This window comes from Paenibacillus athensensis (assembly GCF_004514475.2).
Lineage (GTDB): Bacteria > Bacillota > Bacilli > Paenibacillales > NBRC-103111 > Paenibacillus_AL > Paenibacillus_AL athensensis.
The window spans coordinates 354,977-377,693 of sequence record NZ_MYFO02000003.1 but is presented as its reverse complement, the minus strand read 5'-3'; the positions used below and the strand labels follow the sequence as shown (position 1 = coordinate 377,693).

General features: G+C 55.2%; 17 protein-coding genes and 1 pseudogene. 12 read left to right on the top strand and 6 right to left on the bottom strand.

Translation table 11 applies throughout. The annotated features are described in order from the left end of the window. Nucleotides 1–24 precede the first annotated feature (24 nt). Nucleotides 25–1,503, bottom strand: a complete 1,479-nt coding sequence (locus B5M42_RS08120; protein ID WP_134757237.1) for a polysaccharide deacetylase — start codon at nucleotides 1,501–1,503, stop codon at nucleotides 25–27. A gap of 183 nt (nucleotides 1,504–1,686) precedes the next feature. Between B5M42_RS08120 and B5M42_RS08115 the strand changes: the two genes are divergently transcribed. From B5M42_RS08115 to B5M42_RS08100, 4 genes are all read left to right on the top strand, one after another. Then, entirely contained in the window at nucleotides 1,687–3,204 is a 1,518-nt protein-coding gene (locus tag B5M42_RS08115) for a methyl-accepting chemotaxis protein (RefSeq protein ID WP_134757239.1), read from the top strand. Nucleotides 3,205–4,266: 1,062 nt separating this feature from the next. Then, a complete protein-coding gene (locus B5M42_RS08110) occupies nucleotides 4,267–5,472 on the top strand; it encodes a hypothetical protein (protein WP_134757241.1) in 1,206 nt (401 codons plus the stop codon). A 21-nt stretch (nucleotides 5,473–5,493) separates the two neighbouring features. Continuing rightward, nucleotides 5,494–7,917: a hypothetical protein gene (locus B5M42_RS08105; protein ID WP_134757243.1), complete on the top strand. Its 2,424-nt coding sequence runs from the start codon at nucleotides 5,494–5,496 to the stop codon at nucleotides 7,915–7,917. Beyond that, nucleotides 7,914–8,783: an ATP-binding cassette domain-containing protein gene (locus B5M42_RS08100; RefSeq protein ID WP_134757245.1), complete on the top strand. Its 870-nt coding sequence runs from the start codon at nucleotides 7,914–7,916 to the stop codon at nucleotides 8,781–8,783. Before B5M42_RS08105 ends, B5M42_RS08100 begins: the two co-directional genes overlap by 4 nt. Nucleotides 8,784–8,947: 164 nt before the next feature. Here the strand turns inward: B5M42_RS08100 and B5M42_RS08095 are convergent, their stop codons facing one another. Further along, a complete protein-coding gene (locus B5M42_RS08095) occupies nucleotides 8,948–9,421 on the bottom strand; it encodes a YcxB family protein (RefSeq protein ID WP_134757247.1) in 474 nt (157 codons plus the stop codon). A 189-nt stretch (nucleotides 9,422–9,610) separates the two neighbouring features. Between B5M42_RS08095 and B5M42_RS08090 the strand changes: the two genes are divergently transcribed. Next, the gene (locus B5M42_RS08090) at nucleotides 9,611–10,444 is read left to right on the top strand and encodes a class I SAM-dependent methyltransferase (protein ID WP_134757249.1); all 834 of its coding nucleotides are present in this window, start codon (nucleotides 9,611–9,613) and stop codon (nucleotides 10,442–10,444) included. A 16-nt stretch (nucleotides 10,445–10,460) separates the two neighbouring features. Further along, entirely contained in the window at nucleotides 10,461–11,144 is a 684-nt protein-coding gene (locus tag B5M42_RS08085; protein ID WP_134757251.1) for a class I SAM-dependent methyltransferase, read from the top strand. A gap of 203 nt (nucleotides 11,145–11,347) precedes the next feature. Here B5M42_RS08085 and B5M42_RS08080 read toward each other — a convergent pair whose 3' ends face one another. Beyond that, nucleotides 11,348–13,216, bottom strand: coding sequence for a glycosyltransferase family 2 protein (locus B5M42_RS08080; RefSeq protein ID WP_230632797.1), 1,869 nt, complete (start codon nucleotides 13,214–13,216; stop codon nucleotides 11,348–11,350). A 101-nt stretch (nucleotides 13,217–13,317) separates the two neighbouring features. Between B5M42_RS08080 and B5M42_RS08075 the strand changes: the two genes are divergently transcribed. Then, nucleotides 13,318–14,721, top strand: coding sequence for a hypothetical protein (locus B5M42_RS08075; protein ID WP_230632796.1), 1,404 nt, complete (start codon nucleotides 13,318–13,320; stop codon nucleotides 14,719–14,721). A 768-nt stretch (nucleotides 14,722–15,489) separates the two neighbouring features. Here B5M42_RS08075 and B5M42_RS08070 read toward each other — a convergent pair. Beyond that, nucleotides 15,490–15,849, bottom strand: a pseudogene (locus tag B5M42_RS08070) (glycosyltransferase family 2 protein); the annotation flags it as partial. Nucleotides 15,850–16,005: 156 nt separating this feature from the next. Between B5M42_RS08070 and B5M42_RS08065 the strand changes: the two are divergent. The 4 genes from B5M42_RS08065 (at nucleotide 16,006) to B5M42_RS08050 (ending at nucleotide 19,526) form a co-directional block, all read left to right on the top strand. Continuing rightward, on the top strand, nucleotides 16,006–17,079 hold the full coding sequence (locus tag B5M42_RS08065; RefSeq protein WP_134757255.1) for a tetratricopeptide repeat-containing glycosyltransferase family 2 protein: 1,074 nt from the start codon (nucleotides 16,006–16,008) through the stop codon (nucleotides 17,077–17,079). A gap of 56 nt (nucleotides 17,080–17,135) precedes the next feature. Continuing rightward, nucleotides 17,136–17,441, top strand: coding sequence for a hypothetical protein (locus B5M42_RS08060; RefSeq protein ID WP_134757257.1), 306 nt, complete (start codon nucleotides 17,136–17,138; stop codon nucleotides 17,439–17,441). Beyond that, a complete protein-coding gene (locus B5M42_RS08055; protein WP_230632795.1) occupies nucleotides 17,431–18,405 on the top strand; it encodes a hypothetical protein in 975 nt (324 codons plus the stop codon). Before B5M42_RS08060 ends, B5M42_RS08055 begins: the two co-directional genes overlap by 11 nt. Nucleotides 18,406–18,515: 110 nt before the next feature. Further along, nucleotides 18,516–19,526 carry a BclA C-terminal domain-containing protein gene (locus B5M42_RS08050; RefSeq protein WP_209280758.1) on the top strand — a complete coding sequence of 337 codons (1,011 nt, stop codon included), beginning with the start codon at nucleotides 18,516–18,518 and terminating at the stop codon, nucleotides 19,524–19,526. A gap of 161 nt (nucleotides 19,527–19,687) precedes the next feature. On the opposite strand, the gene bcp is transcribed toward B5M42_RS08050, so the two are convergent. Next, entirely contained in the window at nucleotides 19,688–20,152 is a 465-nt protein-coding gene (gene bcp, locus B5M42_RS08045) for a thioredoxin-dependent thiol peroxidase (protein ID WP_134755535.1), read from the bottom strand. Between the two features lie 245 nt (nucleotides 20,153–20,397). Between bcp and B5M42_RS08040 the strand changes: the two genes are divergently transcribed. Then, on the top strand, nucleotides 20,398–21,711 hold the full coding sequence (locus B5M42_RS08040; RefSeq protein WP_134755533.1) for an S-layer homology domain-containing protein: 1,314 nt from the start codon (nucleotides 20,398–20,400) through the stop codon (nucleotides 21,709–21,711). A gap of 216 nt (nucleotides 21,712–21,927) precedes the next feature. Here B5M42_RS08040 and B5M42_RS08035 read toward each other — a convergent pair whose 3' ends face one another. Next, nucleotides 21,928–22,713 carry an ABC transporter permease gene (locus tag B5M42_RS08035; RefSeq protein ID WP_134755531.1) on the bottom strand — a complete coding sequence of 262 codons (786 nt, stop codon included), beginning with the start codon at nucleotides 22,711–22,713 and terminating at the stop codon, nucleotides 21,928–21,930. Nucleotides 22,714–22,717: the final 4 nt, after the last annotated feature.

The following is a 22,717-nucleotide window of genomic DNA, read 5'->3' as shown; positions in this document are numbered from 1 at the left end:
CCAGCTCTCTACCATTTTAGACGTTCAACCGCCAAAGGCATAAAGCGAGTTTCGCAGAGTCATCCCGTTTGCAGGCCACAGCAAGCCGACCGGCAGCGAGACTGCGACGATTTGCTGCCCGCCCGCAAGGCGTGAGACGGTTACTCTCGTGTCCAGCAACGCCAAGGCTCCGCTCAGCGAGACCTGCAGCGTATCGTCTGCCAACCGCATATCCGGCAAATGGTAGACCGCGGTCAGCTGTCCCAGCGTATATACGCTTATATCCTGCCGGGATAAGCTGTAGACGATTTCTGTCAGCCCGCGGCGGACGATGGCCGTTTTGCTCGCAGCCTCCCATTCCACCTGTCCGCCCAGCCGCTCCACCAGCTGCCGCAGCGGAACCTCGATCCGTCCGCGTTCGTCACTGTTGATGTCTTGCAGCAGCGTCAAGCCGCCTCCGACGGTTTCGATGACGAGCGGCGGACGGACGCGCTGTGCAGCCAATGCCTGCTCCGACTCTGCAAGCGCCGTCTCGCTCTGGCGTCGCATCAGCTCTGTGGCCAACGCTTCAGCATCCCGCTCCTGCCCGTCGGCTGGCTCCTGTCCCGTTATCCCGCTCTGCGACTGCCGTTGCAGCGCTTTATGTGCCCGCGCCTGCTCCAGCAGGCCGGTAAACGCGGCTTCACTCCAGCTTCGCTTCCATTTCGGCTTACCGGAAGGGAATTGACTTGGCTTGACCTCTGGGCCAAGCGGCGCGAATGCGTAGCCTTTTTCCTTATAATAACGAATGACCTCCGGCAAAGCCTTGATCGTATTCTCATGACCGGCGCCGTCGTGAAACAGGAGATTGATTTCATGCGTTAGCTTGGAATCCTTGACGTTCTTGATAATTTCAGCTGTCGGCACACCTGCCCGGCGCGAATCGCCGCTGTCGGCCGTCCAATCGATCATCGTGTAACCGGCTTGCTCCATTAAATAGAAATAAAAGGGATCAAAATTGGTATAAGTGCCTCCCGGCGCCCGCACCAGAGACGGCTGCACACCGGCAATGCGCTGGAAAATGCGCTCGGTTTTTGAAATCTGCTCCCAAAAGCTTTGAAAATTGCCGTACAGCTCGGCGTACACGTGATTGTAGCTGTGATTGCCCAATGTATGCCCTTCCGCCAAAATCCGCTGAATCATCTCGGGATGGGTCTCGGCGCTTTCTCCCAATGCAAAAAACGTGGCCTGAATATGCTCCTTGGCCAAAATATCCAGCACTTGCCCGGTCAGCTTGCTCGGTCCGTCGTCAAAGGTCAAATAGACCGTCGGCTGCTCCGGCGTCCGGTACGTTTTCTCCGCCACCAGCCTTTGACCTTGGGCCAGTTCGCGAAAAATACCGTCGCTTGCGGCTGTCTCACTTCCCGATCCCGCCGTTTCCGCCATGACGGGGACGCTGAAGGTGAAACCGGCGAGTACGGTCAACAAAACCAGCCAGGTCCATGTTTTGCATCGAATAAGCCATCGTTGTGCATAAGGTGTCATGCCGGGAATCCCTCCGCTTGTTCTATCATTTTGCTTGCTGATAGAGTATATGGGAGAAATATCCTTTGTATGTCTATTTTTGCTAGAATCTTATTTGGAGGAATGCTTCGATAAAGCGTAGAAACAAACTTTCTTATAAAAGATTTTTCATCTTTATACTCGGCCAACGAAAGGAAGATTGCAATGAAATCGGTGCTTCAACATGCGGAGAACCGCGACGACGGCCCACAGGCCGGAAGCTTCTCCCTCAGGGATCAAGACGTCATTCGCAGAAATTTCATCGTATTTCTGGCGATGGCAGCAACGACGCTGCTCGTCTATTTGAGCGTATTTGCGCTAAACGGCGTAGCCGACGCCAGTACGTGGACCATTGTCATCTTGCAAACCGTATTTTGCGGCGCGTATGCCGCACTCCATTTTTCCAAAAAGCTTATTCATTACTTGTGTTATTTGGCCGTTTTGTCGTGCGGGGTTAGCACAACCGTCGTCATTTTCCAAAACCCGAATGCAACAAACGTATTTTCGATTTACTATTTTATGATTACGATTCTCATATTTATGAAAATGACGCCGTGGCTGGTCAGCGCCGCGTGGTCGCTCGGCCTGATGATTTATATGCTGACTGCACAAAAAGATCAGTTGCATCTTGACGAGCAAACGGCGCCAACCTATATCATTTATTTCATTCTGCTGGGCATTGCCATGTTTGCTGTCCTCAAGGTTTCCGCCTTCATGACCCGCAATACCGAAATAGCCCGTGATGAGGCTGAGAAGCTGAACAAGGAACAGGAAACAGCGCGCGAGCAAGCGTTGAAGCAAATCGCCCTGATTACTGACCATCTCAATCAGATTTCGAAAACCGGCGAAGAAGACAGCACTTCGTTTGATGAAATGAACAGCGCCTTTCAGGAAATTGCCAGCGGCGCGGGCGATCAGGTCGATTCGACTCTGGCTATTACCGATTCGATCGGCAATATGAACGATCTGGTGCAGCAAATGTCCGGCTCAATCCATACGCTGCTGAACAAGACCAGCGAAGCGGCCGACTTATCCGATCAAGGCAAGGACCGCATGGAGCATCTGTCCGCTACGTTCACCGCGTTTACGCAGGATATTGAAGCCGTTTCGCAGGATACGTCCCAGTTGATTGACCGCTTGAATGAAACCAGTCAATTCAGCGCGACCATTCAGGACATCGCCAATCAAACCAACCTGCTTTCGCTGAACGCCAGTATCGAAGCGGCGCGGGCCGGCGAGCACGGCAAAGGCTTTGCCGTTGTCGCTATGGAAATTCGCAAGCTGGCTGATCTGACGGCGAAATCGGCCGAACGCATTTCCGAGCAGCTGCGCGAATTTACCGGCTTGTCCAGCCAGACGCGTCAGCGGATGGATCAGGTTGCGATACGGATGCAGCAAAGCAACGAAATTACCGAGCAGACCAAGCATGCGTTTGAATCGATCACCGATTCAGTAGCGATGCTCAAGGAGCTGTCTACGAGCTACGGAAGTCTCATGGATCGAATCAGCAATTCCTCCACCTCGATTGGCGATGCGACCAGCAATCTGGCGTCGATCAGCCAGCAGGCCTCGGCCACGCTGGAGCAGCTTTCGGCCACGCTCCAATCCCTGCTGCAAAACAATCGCAACAGCCTGGTCCGGATCAAGGAAGCCGAAACGAATCTGCGCAAGGTGATCAATTAAATCTGCTGACTGCGGCTTATCGCCGCCTAGCAAAAAAACGCGTTTCCGGGAAATCCGGAGACGCGTTTTTGACGTTGTCGGGTTGAATGACCACACCTGTTAGCAGGCCACTAACAAAAAAATAAACCTTTTCTATTTTTTACATTTTGATCGAATAGAGCTTCTCGTATTGTGAAAGACCTCGTCGTATGATACAGTATACATATAAAATTGGAAAAAAATATTTAAAAAGTATTTATTTTCAAATCACGATTGTAAATAGAGACAACTACGGTTGCTTCTATTTCACAATACATAGAACCGCTTCCCGATTACTTTGACGGGCAATGCAGGAAGCGATTCTGCCGGTACTCTACCCGCCTAACGACAAAGTAAAGAACACCCTAATTATGGGACTTTTCATTCACTTTGTAAATAGCGCGGAAGAGTAACCTTATTGACGAGGGGAGGACAGCTTTATTTAGCCTGAACACGGGCGGTAGCAAGACCGGTACGATCAATTACATGCAGATTGGAGATTGAACAATGAAAACACTGAACAAAAAAATGCTTCTTGCTTTCACTTTTGTAATGGGGGCTGCTTTAAGCATCTCCGGCAGCGCTTTTGCGGCCACTTCGCAAAGTGGCTCCGTAGGCGGGTATTCGACCTATGCTTCGCTTAGCATGGGAAGCTCCAGCGCCACAGCCAGCACCTCGATTAGCGGGACCACTGCAGGATTGACTGCAAGCGTTACGTATACTTACGGGTGGGGCTCCATCACCAATCGTTACACCGTAACGAATAATGCATCCGCCGGATCGTCTAGCGTTAGTGCAACCGCAAACTCAAACCATGTGAATCCGATTTCGATTTCTGCGACTGGATCGCATGGCGTGTATTACAACTCCCAGTCGTGGACAGCTTCGACTAGCACCTAGCTCTTGTTCGTTTTTCGTATACATGGATCACGAAATTCGGCTCTTGATGGAGGCGGCGGCGCGCCGCCCGGCCTCCGTCAAGAGCACATTCTATTTTCTCGACACAGGCCACGCCATCCGTCTTACTGACGAGAGGAGCAGATCATGAAAAAAACACTGATTTATGCCCTATTGCTCTTTATTTGTGCAAGCAGCTTAACCGCATGCGGGGACTCTGCCGATTACAGCGATACTTACAATCCCGCTACCGACTACCCTTATTCTTTTCACGAGCAAGGAACAGGCATTCATACGGCGATCAGCGACAATGGCTATTATTTCTTGAACGGCAGCTACATCTACTACATGGATAAAGCTGCCATGAAGCCGGTGTTACTGGACAATCGACCGGATACGGATTGCTTGCACGAGACCGGCGCCGATAAAAGCGCGGCGTGCAACGCCTATGTAAACAAGGAAGATTATCCAGGTTTTTTGGCGTATTCCGATAATCATCTGTATACCATTGAAAGCCGTAACGTACCCGGCAAAAATAACGAAAACGCCAAGCGCTTTGAGCTCATTGAACTAGCCAAAGACGGCTCTTCGCGAAAATCAAAGCTGACTTTCGACTTTCCTCCCGATGCCATTGCGATTCACCGGGGCGTGGTGTATTACTCAACCAAGGATTTTAATAAAAAATCGGAATTGGAATATAAGATCATGCAATACGATCTGCAAAGCGCTTTTGCCAAGCCTGAAGAAATCTATCACGGGAATTTGCCGGCCGGCTATATCGCAGATATTATTCCTTACGGCAGCCATGTTTATTTTCTTGAGCCTGCCAAAAACATGTACAGAACGATGCAATACGATATTCAAAACCGGACCATATCCAGGATGTTCTCAGAGGACGACCACAAAAACAGTACGATTCAGGGGATTTTCAACGATAAGTTGATTTTTTCTTATTTTTACGGCGATCCCGACGATCAGCAAGCCTGGCTGGGCTATTCCGCTGATTTGGACGGCAATCAGATCGCGGAGCTACCGATCCGGCGCGATTTTTTATCTAATTTTTATGCAAGCGGCAACTATCTCTTCTCTCGTCCCGTCTGGTTTTATCTCACCACGGAGAAGTATCAGCATATTCGGCACGAAATGAGCGTGTACGATACGAATTACCAGCTTGTGGACAAATTTGATCTGTCCTTTCTTCCGTTGGATCACAGCTTCATCGTTGGCGATGCCGATTACATGTTTGTCCGATATAAACAAGGGCAAACCAACATGATTAAATATGCGAACAAAAAGGATATTGGTACAGGGCATGTTACCTTCCAAACCTTATTGGAAACCCCTGACAACTAACCGCTTCCGTGGAGGGTTTGCATGAAACTGATCGGATATGAGCTTTTGAAAATTTTCACAAAAAAAATGATCATCCTGTTAATCCCATTGCTATTTGTCTTAAACGGTTATTTATACGTAAAAGAACAAATGGATGCGAACGCCTATCTCATTCAGCATCGGGACGAGTATTACTCGTTTGAAAAACCGTTCGCAGCGGAGCCGTTCGAGCAGTCGCTCGAAAAAATTCGCTCCTTTAAGGAGCAGTTGGGCCGATTCTCCGCCCTTCTGTACGCAGCACGCGATCCTGAGAATCCGATGCTGCGCTCGCAGGTTGCCGATATTCAAAAAAACGATCCTTTGCTGATCGAGGCGTTCAATCGAAGCCCGTATGCAGACGATGCGGAGCTGCTGCGGAGGGATCAATATTTTAGCGAGATCGTGTTCTCCCAATACCAGGCTATTGCAGACTATCGCCCCTATTTGCTAGGCATGCAGCAGAAAGCCGATAAGCTGCTCTCCGTCTCTATATTTCAAAACGAGCATTCGTTTTCTTATCGCAATATTATGAAAACACCCCGTGATTTTGTACATTTGCAGGAAATTCCGCTGCATGCAGGCTTGGACAATGGAATCCTGTCAGGCACCCGTTTTGTGATTACGGATTTGATGCTGGCTATTCTTATTTTTTTGTTATGCGTCTATTTGTTTTTGCATGAAAAAGAAACGGGCCTTATTCGATTGCTTCGCACGAATAAGCAAGGCAGAGGCGCGCTGATTGCCGCCAAGCTGTGCGCGTTGACGTTCGTAACGGCGATGCTGGCCGTTGTTTTTTACGGCTCCATTTTATGGCTGGCCGATCGTTTATACGGCTTTGGCGACGTTTCAAGATATGTACAATCGATGGGTGCATTTCGCCATGCCAGCTTATTGCTTACGGTCAAACAATATCTGTATGCCTTTGTGGCCGGCAAAGCGCTCGCCTGTTTATTGTTAAGCTTCATCTTTGCCGTATTTTTTGTGCTGCTCGACCATGCCAGTAAAATTTACGTTTACGTTACCGCGCTAATCGGCGGCAGCTATATCGCGTACGCGTTCATCCATCCTTTTTCTTACGCCAATATCGTCAAGTATATAAACCTGTTCGCTTTTTACCATACCTTCGAACTGTTGGGTGATTATAAAAATATCAATGTGTTCGGATTTCCTTATCAACACTTGTGGATTTCGGCAATCACCGCAGCCGTTTTGCTGATTGGCTTGCCCGTGCTTGCCGTCTTGCTGTACGTCAAGCGTTATATCGAGCATTCGCGGGCGGTTTTTGCAGGTGGGTGGAATTGGCTGAAAAGCAAGCTGCTGCGGCCCAGCCGATCCATTCATATTTTTAATCATGAGCTGTTCAAAATGCTGGTTACAGGCAAAGGGTATCTCGTCGTACTGATCGCCATCGCGCTTGGTTATTCAAGCATCGATATTCAGGAAATTCGTTTCAATGAAGACGATGCTATGTATAACCGTTACACAAGTATCGTTTCGGGAGAAATGAATGGCGCAAATTTGAGCTTCATCGAAGCGGAGAAGCGCAAATTCGATTCGCTGCCCGACGAATATGCGTCTGCACAGGCAGGTTATCAATCCGGCAAGCTTACGCTTTTGGAATATAACGATACCATCAGTCAGCTCAAGCTCTTCGAGCTCCAGAGAAAAGCGTTTGAAAGACTTTATAAACAAAGCCGTTATCTGATAGAACTGCAGCGCGAGCAAGAGATCACGGGTAGTTTTGTCAATGAGCTTTCCTCGAATTATATCTTCAACAACCCTAAACGGGACTTGCTCAACGGTCTAAGCTTTACAGTCCTGCTGCTGCTTTGTGTATGCACGCTTTTTCCAATGGATTATCGGAATTCAATGATCGCCTTGTTGCGCTGCTCCCGCAGGGGACGTTGGACGTTATTTGCCTATAAGCATGCAGTTGGTTATCTGATTGCCGGTGTATTCATGTTGATCCTCTACGCTCCGCCTGTTATTAATTTGCTGCGCGGCTATCCGGCCCTCGACTGGAATGCCCCCATACAAAGCGTCGAATTATTTCGGCATGTCGACCTGCACATCCGTATATGGGAATTTGTTCTGCTCACGCATGTTCTCCAGCTGCTCGGAATTTTGCTGATGACGCAATGCGCCGTATGCTTGACGCTGCTCGTGAAAAAACAAGCGGTAGCGATTCTGCTGACATCGGCCTTCCTGGTAAGCCCGTTGCTGATTCAGTTCACGGGTATGGCGTTTGTCCGCAAATTTTCGTTTAATAATCTGTTTCTGTTAAGTACCGAATTCGCTCAAAACGGTCTGATACGAAGCGTGGCTCTCTACTTTACCGTACTGGCTGTGATCAGTGTTTGTGCAGGTTTTATTTCCTGGCATACCTATAATGATCGTCTTCGGATATCAGGAGGAAGCGCGCGATGATTCTTACCATAAATGAGATCAGCAAAAGCTATAACAAAGGAAGCAAGGTTGCATTAAATCGTTTTACGACCACATTGACTCCCGGGGTATACGGGCTGCTTGGACCTAACGGGGCCGGCAAATCTACGTTAATGAATATTATTACGGACAATCTGAAGCCGGATACGGGCGAGGTCAAATTTGAAGGAGTGCCGATTGCCAAGCTCGGAAAAAGCTACCGGGATATCGTCGGCTACATGCCGCAGCAGCAGGGCCTCTACGAAGATTTTACGGGCAGCCGTTTTTTGTGGTATATGGCTGCGTTAAAAGGCTTGAAGAAAAAGGAAGCCGCTGCGAGAATTGAACATCTGTTGCAGGTTGTAAATCTCCAGCAGGATATGAATAAAAAGCTAGGTTCTTATTCGGGCGGCATGAAACAGCGAATCCTGATTGCGCAGGCGCTGCTCAACGATCCTAAAATTCTCATCCTGGACGAGCCTACAGCCGGACTGGACCCTAAAGAACGCATCCGCATCAGAAACTTCATCTCCGCTATTGCTTTGAATAAAATTGTCATTGTAGCGACCCACGTAGTCTCGGATATCGAATTTATCGCCAAACAGGTCATCCTGATCCAACAAGGAACACTGCTTCTGCAGGACGATCCCTTCGCTATTCTGGAGGGAATGAAAGACAAGGTATTTGAAGCGCGCATTACTGAACATGAGCTGCAAGAGGTGCAGGCCCGTTATAAGGTCAGCAACATCAGCGGGGAAAAAGACGGGATTTGCGTTCGTATCGTAGGCGATCACCGACCTGAGGTTGCTCACGTACAATCTGTGAAGCCTAATCTGGAAGACGTCTATTTGTATATGTTCGATCAATAGCGGAAAAAGCGGCTTACGGTGCCGGTCAGGCAAAATCAGCCACCCGGCTGCGTGGAAATGAAATGAACGACGCCGGCCGTAACCAGAAAGATCAGCAAATATATAACCATGTAGAAAAGCCATCTGCCGCGCCGTTTGCCGCCTCGGGGCATACCCGCCCGAGCCTAGGCGACGGCTTGTTCCAGCTCGGCCGCAGAAGCAAAACTGCTAACTGGAACGAGCTGCGCGCAGCTCGGATTGACATAAAAAAACAACATCTTGCGGGATTTTTGCAAATATTTAAAATCGCTCCACATCAATCGGACGCTTTGCGAGGCAGATTCATATTCGATCCCCTCGGCAGTAAACGTATAGCTGCGCGTCTCCTGAACAAGACGGTTAGCTGCCGTCTTTCGCCCTCCCCGATACGCCATTAACGGAATGAGCAGGACAAGCAAGCCAAATACCCATGAAAACATGCTGGTGTCGGAAATAGCCGTCCATCCGTTCGCTGCCAGGGTAAAGCAAATCAAAGCGATGTGAACCATTCCGAAAACGGTCAAAATGAAAACGGCGGGGTTCGTATACAGATGTAAAAATTGAAATTTTATGATTTGCTGCGCAGTAAGCTCGAATTGGCATTGTATGTTTTTTTGCATCCTAATCTCCTTTTGAAGCGCGCTGAATTAAATTCTACATTCCATTGTAATATATATCATCCTAATCTGTAAAGAAGAACAGAGCACTCTCCCCTTTGTCCAATAGCTGGAATATTGTTCCATAGTTATAAAAAACATCAATCTGCATATAGATGCTAGTATCGCAGTAGACAAGGGAGGGAGCCGGGTATGTGTTGTCCTTTATGTGAAAACGAGCGTGTCACATTGTTTCATGATTACGGGCGATTTTCGCTGGAGCTTTGCGAGCGCTGCGATCTGATTTATCAAACCGGAAGGGACGACCTCGACACAGCCGCGCTGGTCGAAGAAGTGTATGACGCCAAGTGGCTGCGAATGCGCGATGAATATGCAGTCGCTACATTTACGCAGCATGCCTTGTTCAATGCGCTGCTGCTGGAAATGTGGAGGCCGGAGAAGGGCTCCCTGCTGGAGATTGGGGCCGGCACGGGCGAGTTTCTCTATACGGCTCGCAGCGCGGGCTGGACGGTTGCCGGGCTGGAGCCTTCGGGGCTGTCGTGTGCCTACGCCAAGGCGAAATACGGACTGGAGCTGCTGCACGGCGCTTGGCCCGGGGGACTGGACAAGCAGGAGCGTTACGATGCGATTGCCTGCTGGCATGTGCTGGAGCATGTGCCGCAGCCGCAGGCTTTTTTGACCGAGCTGGCTGCCTGTTTAAAGCCCGACGGCTTGTTGCTGTTGAGCGTACCCAATAAAAACTCGTTTACGAACGAAACCTATGGCTTCCACTCGCCGCTGTATGTTGAGCCCGATCATGTGTTCCATTATTCCCGGCGCAGCTTGAAGCTATTGCTGGGACTAAGCGGCTTGAGCCCGGCCGCCCTCTTCTCCCGCCAGCTTCCGCAAGATCTGGAAACGCTCGTTAAAGCCCACCCGAACTACGGACAGCCGCCGTTTGAGCAAATGATGGCGCTGCTGTCCCGGCTGCAGGCGCAATTTCGCGGACACGAGCTGGTGTGCGTGGCCCGCCGCAGCGAATTTTGAACGAAAGGGGTCGCTTATGACCGAGTTGCTGGAATCGCGTTTTTTTGTCGAAACGGACGAACGGCTGGAAAAATTGATCTATCCGCTCCCCGCGTCCTGGTGGAGTCGTCCCTACGAATACGGCTGGTGCTGCTCGCTCGTACAACCGGAGGACGTAGCGCTGGACGCGGCGTGCGGCGTGCCGCATCCGTTCAAATGGATGCTCGGCCGCGTTTGCCGGCAAGCGCATGCTTGCGACTGGGATTCCCGCGTGCTTTCCCCGGAGGCGATGCTGGAGGAAGTCGCCAGAGATATCGGCTACGAGGCCGCACGCACGGTAGCAGCGGAACGTTTTATCGAAACGATTTGCGCTCAAGCGGATATTACCCGGCTGCCTTATAAGGATGAGATGTTTGATAAAATTTTTTGTATTTCCGTGCTGGAGCATCTGCATCCGGCCGACGCCGGCCGCGCATTGGAGGAATTTCACCGCACGCTAAAGCCAGGAGGGCTGCTGCTGCTGACGCTGGATTACCCAACTGTAAATCTGGAGGCCTTTGACGCTGCGGTTCGACAAAGCGGGCTGCGCTTCAGCGGTCCCGTCGATTATGAACGGCCTGAGAACGCTGTACATACCGAGCTGTGGGGCGGGCTTTCCTGCTTCCGCGCAGCCTTGAGCAAGCCGCAGCTCGGATCGGAGCTTGGTCCGATGTCTGGATGACGATAACCATTCACCCGTCAGCGCTCGCAAAAACCTCAGCTTCCTTTTAACAGGGAACTGAGGTTTTTTGATGTAATCGAATTGAATCGGCCGACGATGCCGCGTTCGAGGGAGCCGCGCACAGTGCGGAAGGGGCGGTCGAGCTTGCGCCGACCGCACGGGTACGCCGCAGCAGGATACCGCTGCGCAACTTGCCCGGCCGGTCAGCTCCAGGCGACCAGCCGCGGGTGAGCATCCAGAATCGACTCGTATTGCTCCCGCCAGCCGTATTGCCCATGCGGGTCCAGCTCCATATACCGGCGATGCTTGCCAGTGCGGATGTGCGGAGTGGCCCATCCCCAATGCTGAACGCGATAGGCGCTTGTAAATGACGGCTGCTCGAAAATATTGCCGGGAAAACGACCGCAATGCAGCGGCTGCTCCCGCCAGCTATACGTAAACCCGCTTCGGTAGCGCAGCAGCATCGGGCGGTAAAACAGGTGGGCGCGCCAATATTCGTCTTCACGGTAGTGCGTCTCCGACCACATATCGTAAAGGCGGAAGCACCCGACGTCTCCTTCGGCTTGCCGCAGCAGCTCGCCTACGCCGGCAGCAAACGCAGGCTCCATGATTTCGTCGGCGTCCATGTTCAGAATCCATTCCGGCGAGCTGGCTACCGTTGCCTGCCACTGCTGGCGGCGCAGCAGCACCTCGTTATCGAAGCTGGGACGCTCGTTGCTGATTAGATGGAGCTTGACCCCGCTGAGCAGCTCCCGGCACAGCTCCGCGCTATCGTCTATGCTGCCGTCGTCGATGATGACCGCCTCGTCGATATACTCACGATGCCGGGACAGCACCTTGCCCAAATATTTGTCCGCCTCGTTACATACAACCATCGACAATGTCAGCTTGGGCCGGGGTTCCGTATGGGCCGCAAAGAGCGCCGCTGCAGACAGCAGCGGGCGACCGGCTTGAGCTTCTGCAAGCAAGCTGCTGAAGTCGGCCCGCGGAGCAGCAGCATGCGAAGGGCTGTCAGCTGCGTGTGGCTGGGCGGTTGGCCGGTGCGCTGACAGGTCGGTCAACGAGCTGGCTGGCAGGCTTGGCGATGCAGTCGGTGACGGGTCGGACGGTCGGGCGGATAGTGAGCCGGATGGCACGCTTGGCGATTCGGTCGGTGACGGCTCTGGCGGTTGGTCAGAAAGCGGTGCAGTCAACAGCTCATGGGGCCGAACTTTGGGCAAACCGCTTTCGGCAATTTCCGCTTGCGACGGGAGCTTCCCCTGCGGGTTCACTTCCCTCAGCCAGAGCTCCCCTTCCGGCACATCGGCTTCCCGGTAAACATGAAAAGCCGGATGGTGGGTGTCCACATGCAAAGCAAGCCCCAGCGCCAAGGCACGAATGCAGAAATGACGATCCTCTCCCCAAAAAGAAACATTGGCAATCCGTCCAAAATGCACGCCCGCTTCCAGAGCGGACCGCCGAATCAATGTGCAAGCGCCGAGTCCCCCGACCTCGTACACGCCCGGAACCCGTAGTTGACCAAGGAACGTATATTGCCGTAAAATCTGCTGCTCCCGCGTCAGCGTTTCACCGGGCTGCCGGTCATATAGCGTATACTCGTCGCTCAGCCATACCTGTGGCAGCGGAATCGTGCCAGGCTGCCAGCTCGTCCAGAAGATTTCCGCTACGATGTCCCGCCCGGAGGCCAGCAGTGCTGACAACGTGTCGGGGTGGAGCAGCACATCGGAATCGATCAGAAACAATCCGTCGTAGCCGCCCTGCCGCGCCCGTTCAATCAGGCGATTTTTGAGTCCTGCCACCCGCCACACCAATTCGTCGCTCCAGCGATGCGTCGTTTCATCGCAAACGTACGCGGCTTCCTCCGCTTCGGCCGACCAGATCTCGGCTCTCGGTTCGCGGGCAGCGGCAAAATCGCGCAGCAGGTTTGACGAAGCCTCCTCCTTGTTATCGTCGATAAACACAAAATGCAATTCGGCCTGTTCATCGGAAAGTGATTCCAGGGATTGCAGAAACAATCGCAAAATGTGCGGTTTTTGGCAAACCGGGCTGCCAATCAAAATGTTTGCTTTCATTATGGTTATACGCCCCCTATTCAACAAAATCGGCCATGCACCTTAGCGCTCCCTGCCGCTTATGCTGAAGCAACAGCTTTGTTTCGAAAGGAGAAATGGACATGGCCGGCTGGCTCCTTCCCCCTTTGACACCTGGAACGATGAGCGACGCGGAAATCAACGCCTATCTGGCGGCTATTGCTTTTCAGGAGCTCGCGATGAGCCGTATTCTTGATGCCGAGGGAGCCAAAATTCAATATGCGCTGGGCACCTTGCCAGGCATAACGCCGCCTGTGGCTACGATCAGCGATATTCTTGCAGTTAACGCCAGCGTCCGCTGCGTCATCGATTGCACCACGAAGCATGAGCTGGTGCTGCTATCGCAATTAGAGCAGCTATTGAATCCATCCGGTATAACCGGCGCGACGTGCTGCTGCTGGTTTGATTTTGGCGCCACGGGCGCTACGGGCGCCACGGGCGCTACGGGCGCCACAGGCGCCACAGGTGCCACGGGCGCTACGGGCGCCACAGGCGCTACGGGCGCCACAGGCGAGGCGGGCGCCACAGGCGCAGCGGGCGCTACGGGCGCAGCGGGCGCCACGGGCGCGGCGGGCGCTACGGGCGCTACGGGCGCCACAGGCGCGGCGGGCGCTACGGGCGCGGCGGGCGCCACAGGCGCTACGGGCGCCACAGGCGCGGCGGGCGCTACGGGCGCCACAGGCGCTACGGGCGCTACGGGCGCCACGGGCGCTACAGGCGCTACGGGCGCTACGGGCGCCACGGGCGCTACAGGCGCCACGGGCGCGGCGGGCGCTACGGGCGCCACGGGCGCTACAGGCGCCACGGGCGCTACAGGCGCCACGGGCGCGGCGGGCGCCACAGGCGCTACGGGCGCCACAGGCGCCACGGGCGCTACGGGCGCTACGGGCGCTACGGGCGCCACGGGCGCTACAGGCGCCACGGGCGCGGCGGGCGCTACGGGCGCCACGGGCGCTACAGGCGCCACGGGCGCTACAGGCGCCACGGGCGCGGCGGGCGCCACGGGCGCTACGGGCGCCACAGGCGCCACGGGCGCTACGGGCGACACCGGCGCCACGGGCCCTACCGGGGCATCCGGCGGGCTGCAAGCAGCGCTGAGCCGCTCGAACATCGGCGGGACGTTATCGATTGCCGTCAGCTCGCCGGTGCAGTTCAACACAGCCGGCGCTTCGACCGGCACGGCGATTACTGTGGTCAGCAACAGCACGTTTGGCCTGACACAAACCGGGCTTTACAAGATCAGCTTCGTCGTTTACCTCTCCACGCTGTCGCTGCTTGGCGGCCTGCAGCTGCAATTCACTGGAACGGCAACGCCGAGCGCCAGCACGAATACGTTCAACTTCCTGACCGCCGGAGTCGGCCTAACCGGCTTCGTCATGTTCCAGGTGACCGTACCCGGCAACCTGCAGCTCATCGCCACCGGCCTGCTGCTCACGTTGTCCGGCAGCGGCACGAACGCCGTTATCGTCATCGAAAAGCTCGCCTGAGACGCCCGACGACTCCTGCTCCTGCCCATGCTCCTGTTCCTCCGCCCCCACCGCCTCCCGCTCGCGCACCGCGCCGGCCAACGCAGCGGCATAGCGGGCATACACGGCAGCCTCGGCCGGCTTCCCGAGCTTTTCCATACACAAGCCCAGATAGGAAGCCGCATAAAAGCTGCCGACTCCCCGCAGGCTCAAATGACGCCAGCCGCCCTCGCCCAGCTCCAGACAGCGCTCAAACGCCGCTGCTGCTTCCAAATACAGCCCATGCTCCAGCAGCAGCACGCCTTTGTAAAAATGCAAATCGACATAATCAGGATACAGCTGAATCGCCCGCTCAATCCCCGGCCATGCTCCGCGCATGCTGCCGTGGACGAACAAAATCTCATATTTCAGCTTATAAGCCAGCGACGGCGGCAGCTGACCGCGCGCCAGAAAACCAGCAATCGACCTGTTCACCGCGTCGAAGGCCCGATCCAGCTCCCGCTGCCGGTAATATTCGCCGGCGATGTGGTAATCGCACCACGGATCATGATCCGGCTGCTGCCTTTCGCGCTCCAGCAGCTCCATATTGCGCGCAAATTTGCTTTTATCCGCCACAGCGTCATCCATATAGCCAAAATGATGCACCTTTACCGGCAAAAGCGGATAATCCGCCGCCGGCGCACTTCCATGCACTCCCGGCTCCGCTTGCCGCTGCAGCGTTTCATGAATATCGCGCACAAAAGAAAACCCGGCCTCGCGGCGAAACAGCCGGATTTGCGCAAGCAAATACGCCCGGTCGGGACGCGCCTCAGCCCGGCAGGCTCCGTAATAGTTGACTACCTGCAAGCCGAAGGCATCCGCTTCGCCACGCTCGGCAGCCGCCCGCAGCTGCACGCGGTCCCGAGCATCCAGCTCCTCGTCCGCATCGAGCCACAGAACCCAGCGGCCGCGAGCCGCTTGCAGCGCCCGGTTCCTCGCATCGGCAAAGCTGCCCTTCCAGGGTTCGCTGTGGATAACTGCGCCATAAGCGCGGCACAGCTCCGGCGTGCCGTCGGTAGAGCCCGTATCGACAACGATGATCTCATCGACCACGCCTTGAACGGAGGACAAGCAGCCGTCAATGCGGGCCGCTTCATTTTTGACAATCATACATAAAGAAACGAGTGGAACCGACACGTGCATCTTCCCTTCTCCCGCCTGTTTGTTACAGATTATTCGCCTGCTGCGAAAGTTATGATGCCGGGTACTCATAATGAGTGTACAAGTTTAATACACATGAATTAGCTGAAAAAGGAGGGCGTAGCCATGATCACAATCAGCCTGTGCATGATTGTTAAAAACGAGGAGCTAAGCTTGCCCCGCTGCCTCGCATCCGTGGCCGATCTTGTCGATGAAATCATCGTTGTCGACACCGGGTCGACCGACGCCACCAGGAACATAGCCGCATCGTTCGGCGCGCGTGTCGTGGATTTTGCCTGGGTGGACGATTTTTCCGCAGCGCGGAATTTTGCCTTCGAGCAGGCGACCATGACGTTTATTTTATGGCTGGATGCCGACGATGTGCTGGAGGAAAAGGACCGGCGGCTTTTTCGGGAGCTGCGCAGCCAAGAGGATCTGCCTTATGAAAGCGTGACGATGGATTATCATCTTACGCTGGACAGTGCGGGCAATCCCGTACACAGCTTGAAGCGCAATCGGCTCGTCCGGCGAAGCTGCGGTTTTCAGTGGCACGGGCCTGTGCATGAATATTTGGCTGTGGCCGGCCGTGTGCTGCACAGCGAAATTGCCGTGACTCACCGCAAGGAACGGCTGTATACGGACCGGAATTTGCGGATTTATCAGGCTCGCCTGGCGGCCGGAGAACCTTTTTCTCCGCGGGATCGGTATTATTTTGCCAATGAGCTGCTGGACCACAGTCAACATGCCGAAGCTGCCGAAACTTATGAGCTGTTTCTGGAGGAGGGGCTCGGTTGGATCGAGGATAACATCGCGGCCTGCTACAAGCTGGCCGATTGCTATGCCGTGCTGGAACAGCCACAACGGCAAATGACGGCGCTGCTGCGAACGTTGGCGTATGATGCGCCGAGAGCGGAGTTTTGCTGCAAAATTGGAGCGATTTGGGCCGACCGCGGCCACTACGCGAATGCGATCTACTGGTACAGACAAGCGGCGCTGCTGGAAAAACGTCAAGACGTTATGGGATTAAGCGATCAATCCGCGTGGACCTGGCTGCCGCACCTGCAGCTCACCTATTGCTACGACCGCTTGGGCGAGCGCGCCAAGGCACTCATTCACCATGAAATTGCCAAGCTTCACCATCCCCTGCATCCCAGCATTGTCCATAACGATACGTATTTCAATGAGGCGGACGGCGCGTGAGGGCCGCACCGCCACGGGTACGCCCGAACAGTTCAACGTGCCGGAGGTCATGATCCATGTCCATGCCCAATATTCCCGACATCAATCCGCTGATTACGCTCAGCCGCGAGGAAGTCGTCTATCTGCTGCTCAGCTCCATAGCTCTGGAGGAAATCAGCATGTCGCACATTATGAATGCCGAAGGCGAAAAGCTGCAGCGAATGCTGCAAATGGAGCATTTGACGTTCCACGAAATGCTGCTCGCGAACAAAAGCGTGGAACGCATGCTGCGCAGCGTGATCAAAAACCAGATGCTGCTCCAATTCAAGCTGGAGGATGTCATCGACCTCATCGAGCACGAAGAGCATTGTCATGAAGAATAGCGAGCCGCTATTTTTTCAAGACGAAAGCTACCGGCGCGGGCCGGACTGGCTGCTTGAAACGGCGGCGTATACCGAAAACGCGCTGACCGTCTTCATGCTGCGCATCGACGGGCAGCTATCCCGTCTCCTGGCTCGCGGCCGTCCGCCGCAAGCAGCCGCTTCGGCGGCAGCGCAGGCGGGCGACGCAGGCCAGGCAGGCAGCTTTGGCGATGCAGCTGGCAGCAGTAACGGCGGCTGGAGCAAAAGCGACGTTGACGCTGCCGAAGATCCGCTGCCGTGGTTCGGCTCGCTGCTGCGGCTTGCCGACGCCGCCGTCAGCCTTCATGCCGCCACGCACACCCGCCTGCAGACGTTGCTTCCGCTCTGGCTGTCCAGCCCCCGCGTTCAGCAGCTCGCCAGCTTGCAGCTGCTGGAGCGGGCGCTGCTCGACGCCGCCTCGGCCGCCGCAAGCTTCGCAGGCACAGCCGCGCTGCTCGCCGCGCTGTGGCTGGCCCCCGCAGCGGCGGGGCGGGGGGCGGGCGCTGCCGGCTCCGTCCGCCAAGTGCCGCTGGCCGGCGTCCCGCCCGAAACAAGCCGCCGCTGGAGCGAGCGCCTGCTCGGCGTTGCCGTCGATTGGCTGCTGTACGTCCGCCGCAAGCTGGCTTTGCTCGGACGAACCGGCAGTGGCCGGGCTTCGCACAGCGGGGCTTCGCAGCCCGGCGTCGTCGAAGCCGCAGCGGCGTTCGCTGCCCTGCTCCGTCTGGAAGGCGCGCTGTACGCAGGCGGGGAGGCTGCAAGCTTCCCCGCCTTGCTGCTGCAAATCGGCAGCTTGAAAACGCTGCTCGGCACAGCGCGCGCAGACGGCGGGTTAACCGGCAGCGCCAGAGAAACGGCGTCGAATCCTGCGCCGCCGGCCAAGCCGTGGCTGCACAAAGACTCAGCGAAACGTCCCGATCCCCCATCCCGGCAAAAAAAACGACGTTAATATTCTAAATCTCCAATTCCATTTATATATTGATCATGAAATGTTTAGCGAATCATGTTGATTTCTGCTAAACATCAACATCCAGTTGAAGCGAAAAGGAGTGAACATCCGTGTCTTACCCGAACATACCGAATATTAGCCCTACGATTACCATCACCCGCGATGACGCCATCAACCTGCTGCTCTCGTCCATCGCGATGGAAGAAATCGGTCTGAGCCACATTCTCAACGCAGAGGGTGAAAAAATCCAGTATGTGCTGGGTACGCTGCCAGGCATTTCCGGACCGGGCGCTACCATCAACGATGTGCTGGCCATCGACCAAAGCGTGAAGTCAACAATGGAGACGGCGATCAAAAAGGAACTGCTGCTTTCCTCCAAGCTGGAAAGCGTCCTGAGCGTGCCGACGCTGCTGGGTCCAACCGGGGCGACGGGTCCGACAGGACCGGCGGGCGGTCCGGTAGGCCCAACCGGTGCGACAGGAGCTACGGGTGCAACGGGCGCGACCGGGGTAGCAGGAGCCTTGGGCGCAACAGGCGCAACAGGTGATCCGGGAGCCAGAGGCGCGACAGGCGCGACAGGTACGGCCGGAGCAGCCGGAGCGGCTGGTGCGACAGGTGCAACGGGCGCAACGGGCAGCACGGGCCTTACAGGCGCAACGGGTGCAACGGGAACAGCCGGAGCCACGGGCGCTACAGGCGCAACGGGCACAGTGTTCACCGATGTCAACGGCTTCGGCGCAAATACGGCGGGCAGCATCATAGCCGTTGTGCTCGGCGGAACGAACATTCCGCTGCCGAACAATCAGGTGTTGAACGGCGGCGTCACTGTCAACGGAGCGAATGACACCTTCACCGTTCCGGCCGCAGGCACCTATTTGCTGGCCTATCAGATCAACTTGTCGGCCGCGCTGCTCGTTAGCTCGCGCCTACTGCACAACGGCGCAGCCTACACCCCTTCGATCGTCAATCCGCTGCTTGCGGTTTCGTCCTTCAACAATTCGGTCATTGCCAACCTGAGCGCCGGCACCACCATCACGCTGCAGCTGTTCGGCTTGCTGGGCGCAGCCACGCTGCTCGGCGGCGGCGCAGGCGCTACGCTGACTATTGTTCGTCTGGATTGATCAGTAAAAGCGAAAGCCATCAACGTCTACCGGACTTTCTTCGCCATGGGCGGCTCCCGAAGCGAAAGCGCCGGCCTTGCCGTGATTGTCACACATAAGCTAAAAAAGAAAGCGGGCAGCCCGTAGCTGTCCGCTTTCCCTCATGCCCGCACCCGTGCTCCTTACAGAGCCGCTGCCGCTTCCAATACCTGTTGAACGTGATTTTTAATCCGCACGTTGCGCCACTCCCTGGCGATCCGTCCTTGTTCGTCGATCAAAAACGTCGACCGCACGATCCCCATGTATTCGCGTCCGTACAATTTTTTGAGCGCCCATACGCCGTACGCCTCCGCAGCCTCATGCGCGGGATCGGAAAGCAGCACAAACGGCAGCTCGTGTTTGGCGATAAATTTGTCGTGCGCCGTCAACGGGTCGGGACTGATGCCCAGAACCTCCACGCCCAATTGGGCAAATTTGCCGTTATAATCGCGAAAATCGCACGCCTGCGTCGTGCAGGTGGGCGTATTGTCCTGCGGATAAAAATAAATGACGACTTTCTTTCCCGCATAGTCGCGTAAAGCGACATCCTGACCGTTGGAGCCTGCCAGCGTGAAATCGGGAGCCATTTGGCCCACTGCCGTTGTCATGATCGTCTCTCCCTGCCTTTCATCTATTTGTCTATCTGCTATTGTAGGCGATATAAAAGCATGCGGCAACCCGATCCGGCACGAATCCGCCGTTGCTCTACGGCCGATGCCAAGCTTCGGTAGCCGCGTGCGGCGGGTTCTGTTTGCATGCGCTCCGACGCAGAGCGGATGGAAAAGCTGGCGCAATCCGCCGGATTGTGGTACCGTAAGATGGAACATACTTCCTCGGGTAAAGGAGATTATTTATGAAAATGGAATTCAAACGCGTTACCTTATCCTTCGCGTTATGCTTCACCCTGCTCGCCCCTGCCGCTTATGCGGCCGATGAGGCGCCGCTAACCCGCGGCGAATTCATCCATCTGCTGACCAGCGAATTGCAGCTCGCTCCGGCCAGCAGCGACACAGCTTTGCCCAGTGATGTAGCCGAAGGCTCGGCTTACGCCAACGATGCCCGCGCGCTGCTGGAGCGTAAGATTTTGAACGGCTACGAAGACGGCACGCTGCGGCTGGATCAACCGATCACCGTCGAGCAGTCCGCTTATATCGTCGGCCGCTTGCTTGGCCTGTCTGACAGCAGCGCGCTGGCCGAATTGAAGGAGCGCTTCGGAGCCAAGCTGGGTGATGCCGCGCCGACAGCCGAACAAGCGCTGGGGCTTGTCCGTACCGCGCTGCGCAGCGACGAAAGCGCCGTCGAGTGGTTGAAAGCCGCAAGCAGCGAGCAGGCGGGAGTCAACACGTATCGCTCGGAGACGAAGATGAACCTGCGCATATTCTTCAAGCCGGGCGTTGAGGACATCCCGGATCAAGCGGATATGAAAGCGACCTCCATGCTCGAATTTAACAAAGCGCAGGGCATGCACCAGACAGTGAAATTCGAAATTCATCTGGGCGATACCGACACAACGACCGACATGGAACAATTTTTCACAGATAACGGAAGCTACATGAAGACGGTTGATCCTTCTAGCGGCGAAATGCAATGGTTCGATACCACAGCCGTCATGCCGTTCAAATTTTCAGAAGTGATCAAGCTCCAGCAGGAGAACATGGACGTTTCCAAGCTGATCACGCCTTATTTCTTCTATCGCGATCTGGGCGTTACGGAAGAAGACGGCAAGCAGGTGCACAAGATTTCCATGAACGGCAAGCTGGCCGATACCCGGCAGTTGATTCAAACGTTAGGCAATCTGCTCGGCAATTCCGCCCTGCTGGAACAAATCGCCCAAACGCCGGGACTCAGCGATATGAGCATGTCGATATCCGGCGTGCAGACCTTCGACGAAGCGACCAAGCTGCCGCTCAGCCAAGAGGTCGACTACATCATTACCTACGGCGACGCTTTACCCGCGCCCATCGATCATCTGTCGATGTCGCTGACCTCGATCAATACGCGTGTTAACGAGCCAGTCGAGATCACCGTGCCGGAGGAAGCGAAATCGGCCAAGCCGCTGCCCGGCATCGGTTCGGGTGCCGGCATCGGCTCCGGCTTAGGCTCGGATGCCGATACGGATGCCGGTGTACCTATGGATTCCGATGCCGCCGCGCCGGCGAATCCATAAACCGGATGCACGGTAAGCCGCTTACAACCTGAATGTATGCTCGCAACCGCCGTCACTAACAAAAAGCTTCCTCCCCTACTTCGCGGGAAGGAAGCTTTTTAGATGGCTTGTTGTTCGAGAAGCCGCCGATCATGTCCGCACCGCGCGCGACTCCTGGAGTGCGGCCGGCCGAACGGCGGCTATCAGACCGTGTTGACCGGCCTGCCGTTAGCAGCCTCAAGACCCCGCGCCGCGATAGCGGCGAATGCCGAGATTCCAGATCGACAGCCCAATCGCCGCGAACACGACGCCAACCGCCGGCGTCAGTAGCGCAAACGTCTTCCAGTTGGCCGGATCGAGGAAATACGCCGCCGGATAAAAGCCGACGAAAGCGAACGGCAACACCCAAGTGAGCACGCCCTTGATCAGCTTGTTATAGATATTGACCGGATAGCGTCCATAGTTCTGAATGTTCCAGATCAGCGGCATAATGCCGGTTGGCGCGTCGGAGAAAAAGGCAAGCGCCGTCAGCGACGTATAGATGCCGCCATAAATCAGCACCGCGCTAACCACCAGCAGCGCAAACACGAACAAATCGCTGACGTGGAACGGCAGCCCCAGCTGGCTCCACGAATAGGCCATGACGATAAACCCGGCAATCGCGCTGAACAGCGAAGCCGGATCGATATTTTCCAGCATCAGCTGCCACAGGTTATACGCCGGACGGGTCAGGATGCGGTCCAGCTCGCCTTTGACAATATAACGTTCGCTGAAATTCCACAGGTTAAAAAATGTAATGAACAACCCGTAAGGAATCATAAAAAATCCGTAAATAAACAAAATCTGATCACGGTTCCACGAGCCCATCAGCGCCGTTTGCTGGAAGATGACGAGAATGAAAATCAGATTCAGTCCGTTAAACATCAAGTCGGACAACACCTCAATCCAGAAATCGGATCGGTAGGTCAGCCGGGTTTTCATATAATTTTTGAAATAATCGGCTACAAGAGACAAATAGAACATCGGC

Bases quoted from the DNA above. Each gene is read 5' to 3' on its own strand.
- B5M42_RS08120 (WP_134757237.1), bottom strand. From the start codon at position 1,503: ATGACACCTTATGCACAACGATGGCTTATTCGATGCAAAACATGGACC.
- B5M42_RS08115 (WP_134757239.1), top strand. From the start codon at position 1,687: ATGAAATCGGTGCTTCAACATGCGGAGAACCGCGACGACGGCCCACAG.
- B5M42_RS08110 (WP_134757241.1), top strand. From the start codon at position 4,267: ATGAAAAAAACACTGATTTATGCCCTATTGCTCTTTATTTGTGCAAGC.
- B5M42_RS08105 (WP_134757243.1), top strand. From the start codon at position 5,494: ATGAAACTGATCGGATATGAGCTTTTGAAAATTTTCACAAAAAAAATG.
- B5M42_RS08100 (WP_134757245.1), top strand. From the start codon at position 7,914: ATGATTCTTACCATAAATGAGATCAGCAAAAGCTATAACAAAGGAAGC.
- B5M42_RS08095 (WP_134757247.1), bottom strand. From the start codon at position 9,421: ATGCAAAAAAACATACAATGCCAATTCGAGCTTACTGCGCAGCAAATC.
- B5M42_RS08090 (WP_134757249.1), top strand. From the start codon at position 9,611: ATGTGTTGTCCTTTATGTGAAAACGAGCGTGTCACATTGTTTCATGAT.
- B5M42_RS08085 (WP_134757251.1), top strand. From the start codon at position 10,461: ATGACCGAGTTGCTGGAATCGCGTTTTTTTGTCGAAACGGACGAACGG.
- B5M42_RS08080 (WP_230632797.1), bottom strand. From the start codon at position 13,216: ATGAAAGCAAACATTTTGATTGGCAGCCCGGTTTGCCAAAAACCGCAC.
- B5M42_RS08075 (WP_230632796.1), top strand. From the start codon at position 13,318: ATGGCCGGCTGGCTCCTTCCCCCTTTGACACCTGGAACGATGAGCGAC.
- B5M42_RS08065 (WP_134757255.1), top strand. From the start codon at position 16,006: ATGATCACAATCAGCCTGTGCATGATTGTTAAAAACGAGGAGCTAAGC.
- B5M42_RS08060 (WP_134757257.1), top strand. From the start codon at position 17,136: ATGTCCATGCCCAATATTCCCGACATCAATCCGCTGATTACGCTCAGC.
- B5M42_RS08055 (WP_230632795.1), top strand. From the start codon at position 17,431: ATGAAGAATAGCGAGCCGCTATTTTTTCAAGACGAAAGCTACCGGCGC.
- bcp (WP_134755535.1), bottom strand. From the start codon at position 20,152: ATGACAACGGCAGTGGGCCAAATGGCTCCCGATTTCACGCTGGCAGGC.
- B5M42_RS08040 (WP_134755533.1), top strand. From the start codon at position 20,398: ATGAAAATGGAATTCAAACGCGTTACCTTATCCTTCGCGTTATGCTTC.
- B5M42_RS08035 (WP_134755531.1), bottom strand. From the start codon at position 22,713: ATGTTCTATTTGTCTCTTGTAGCCGATTATTTCAAAAATTATATGAAA.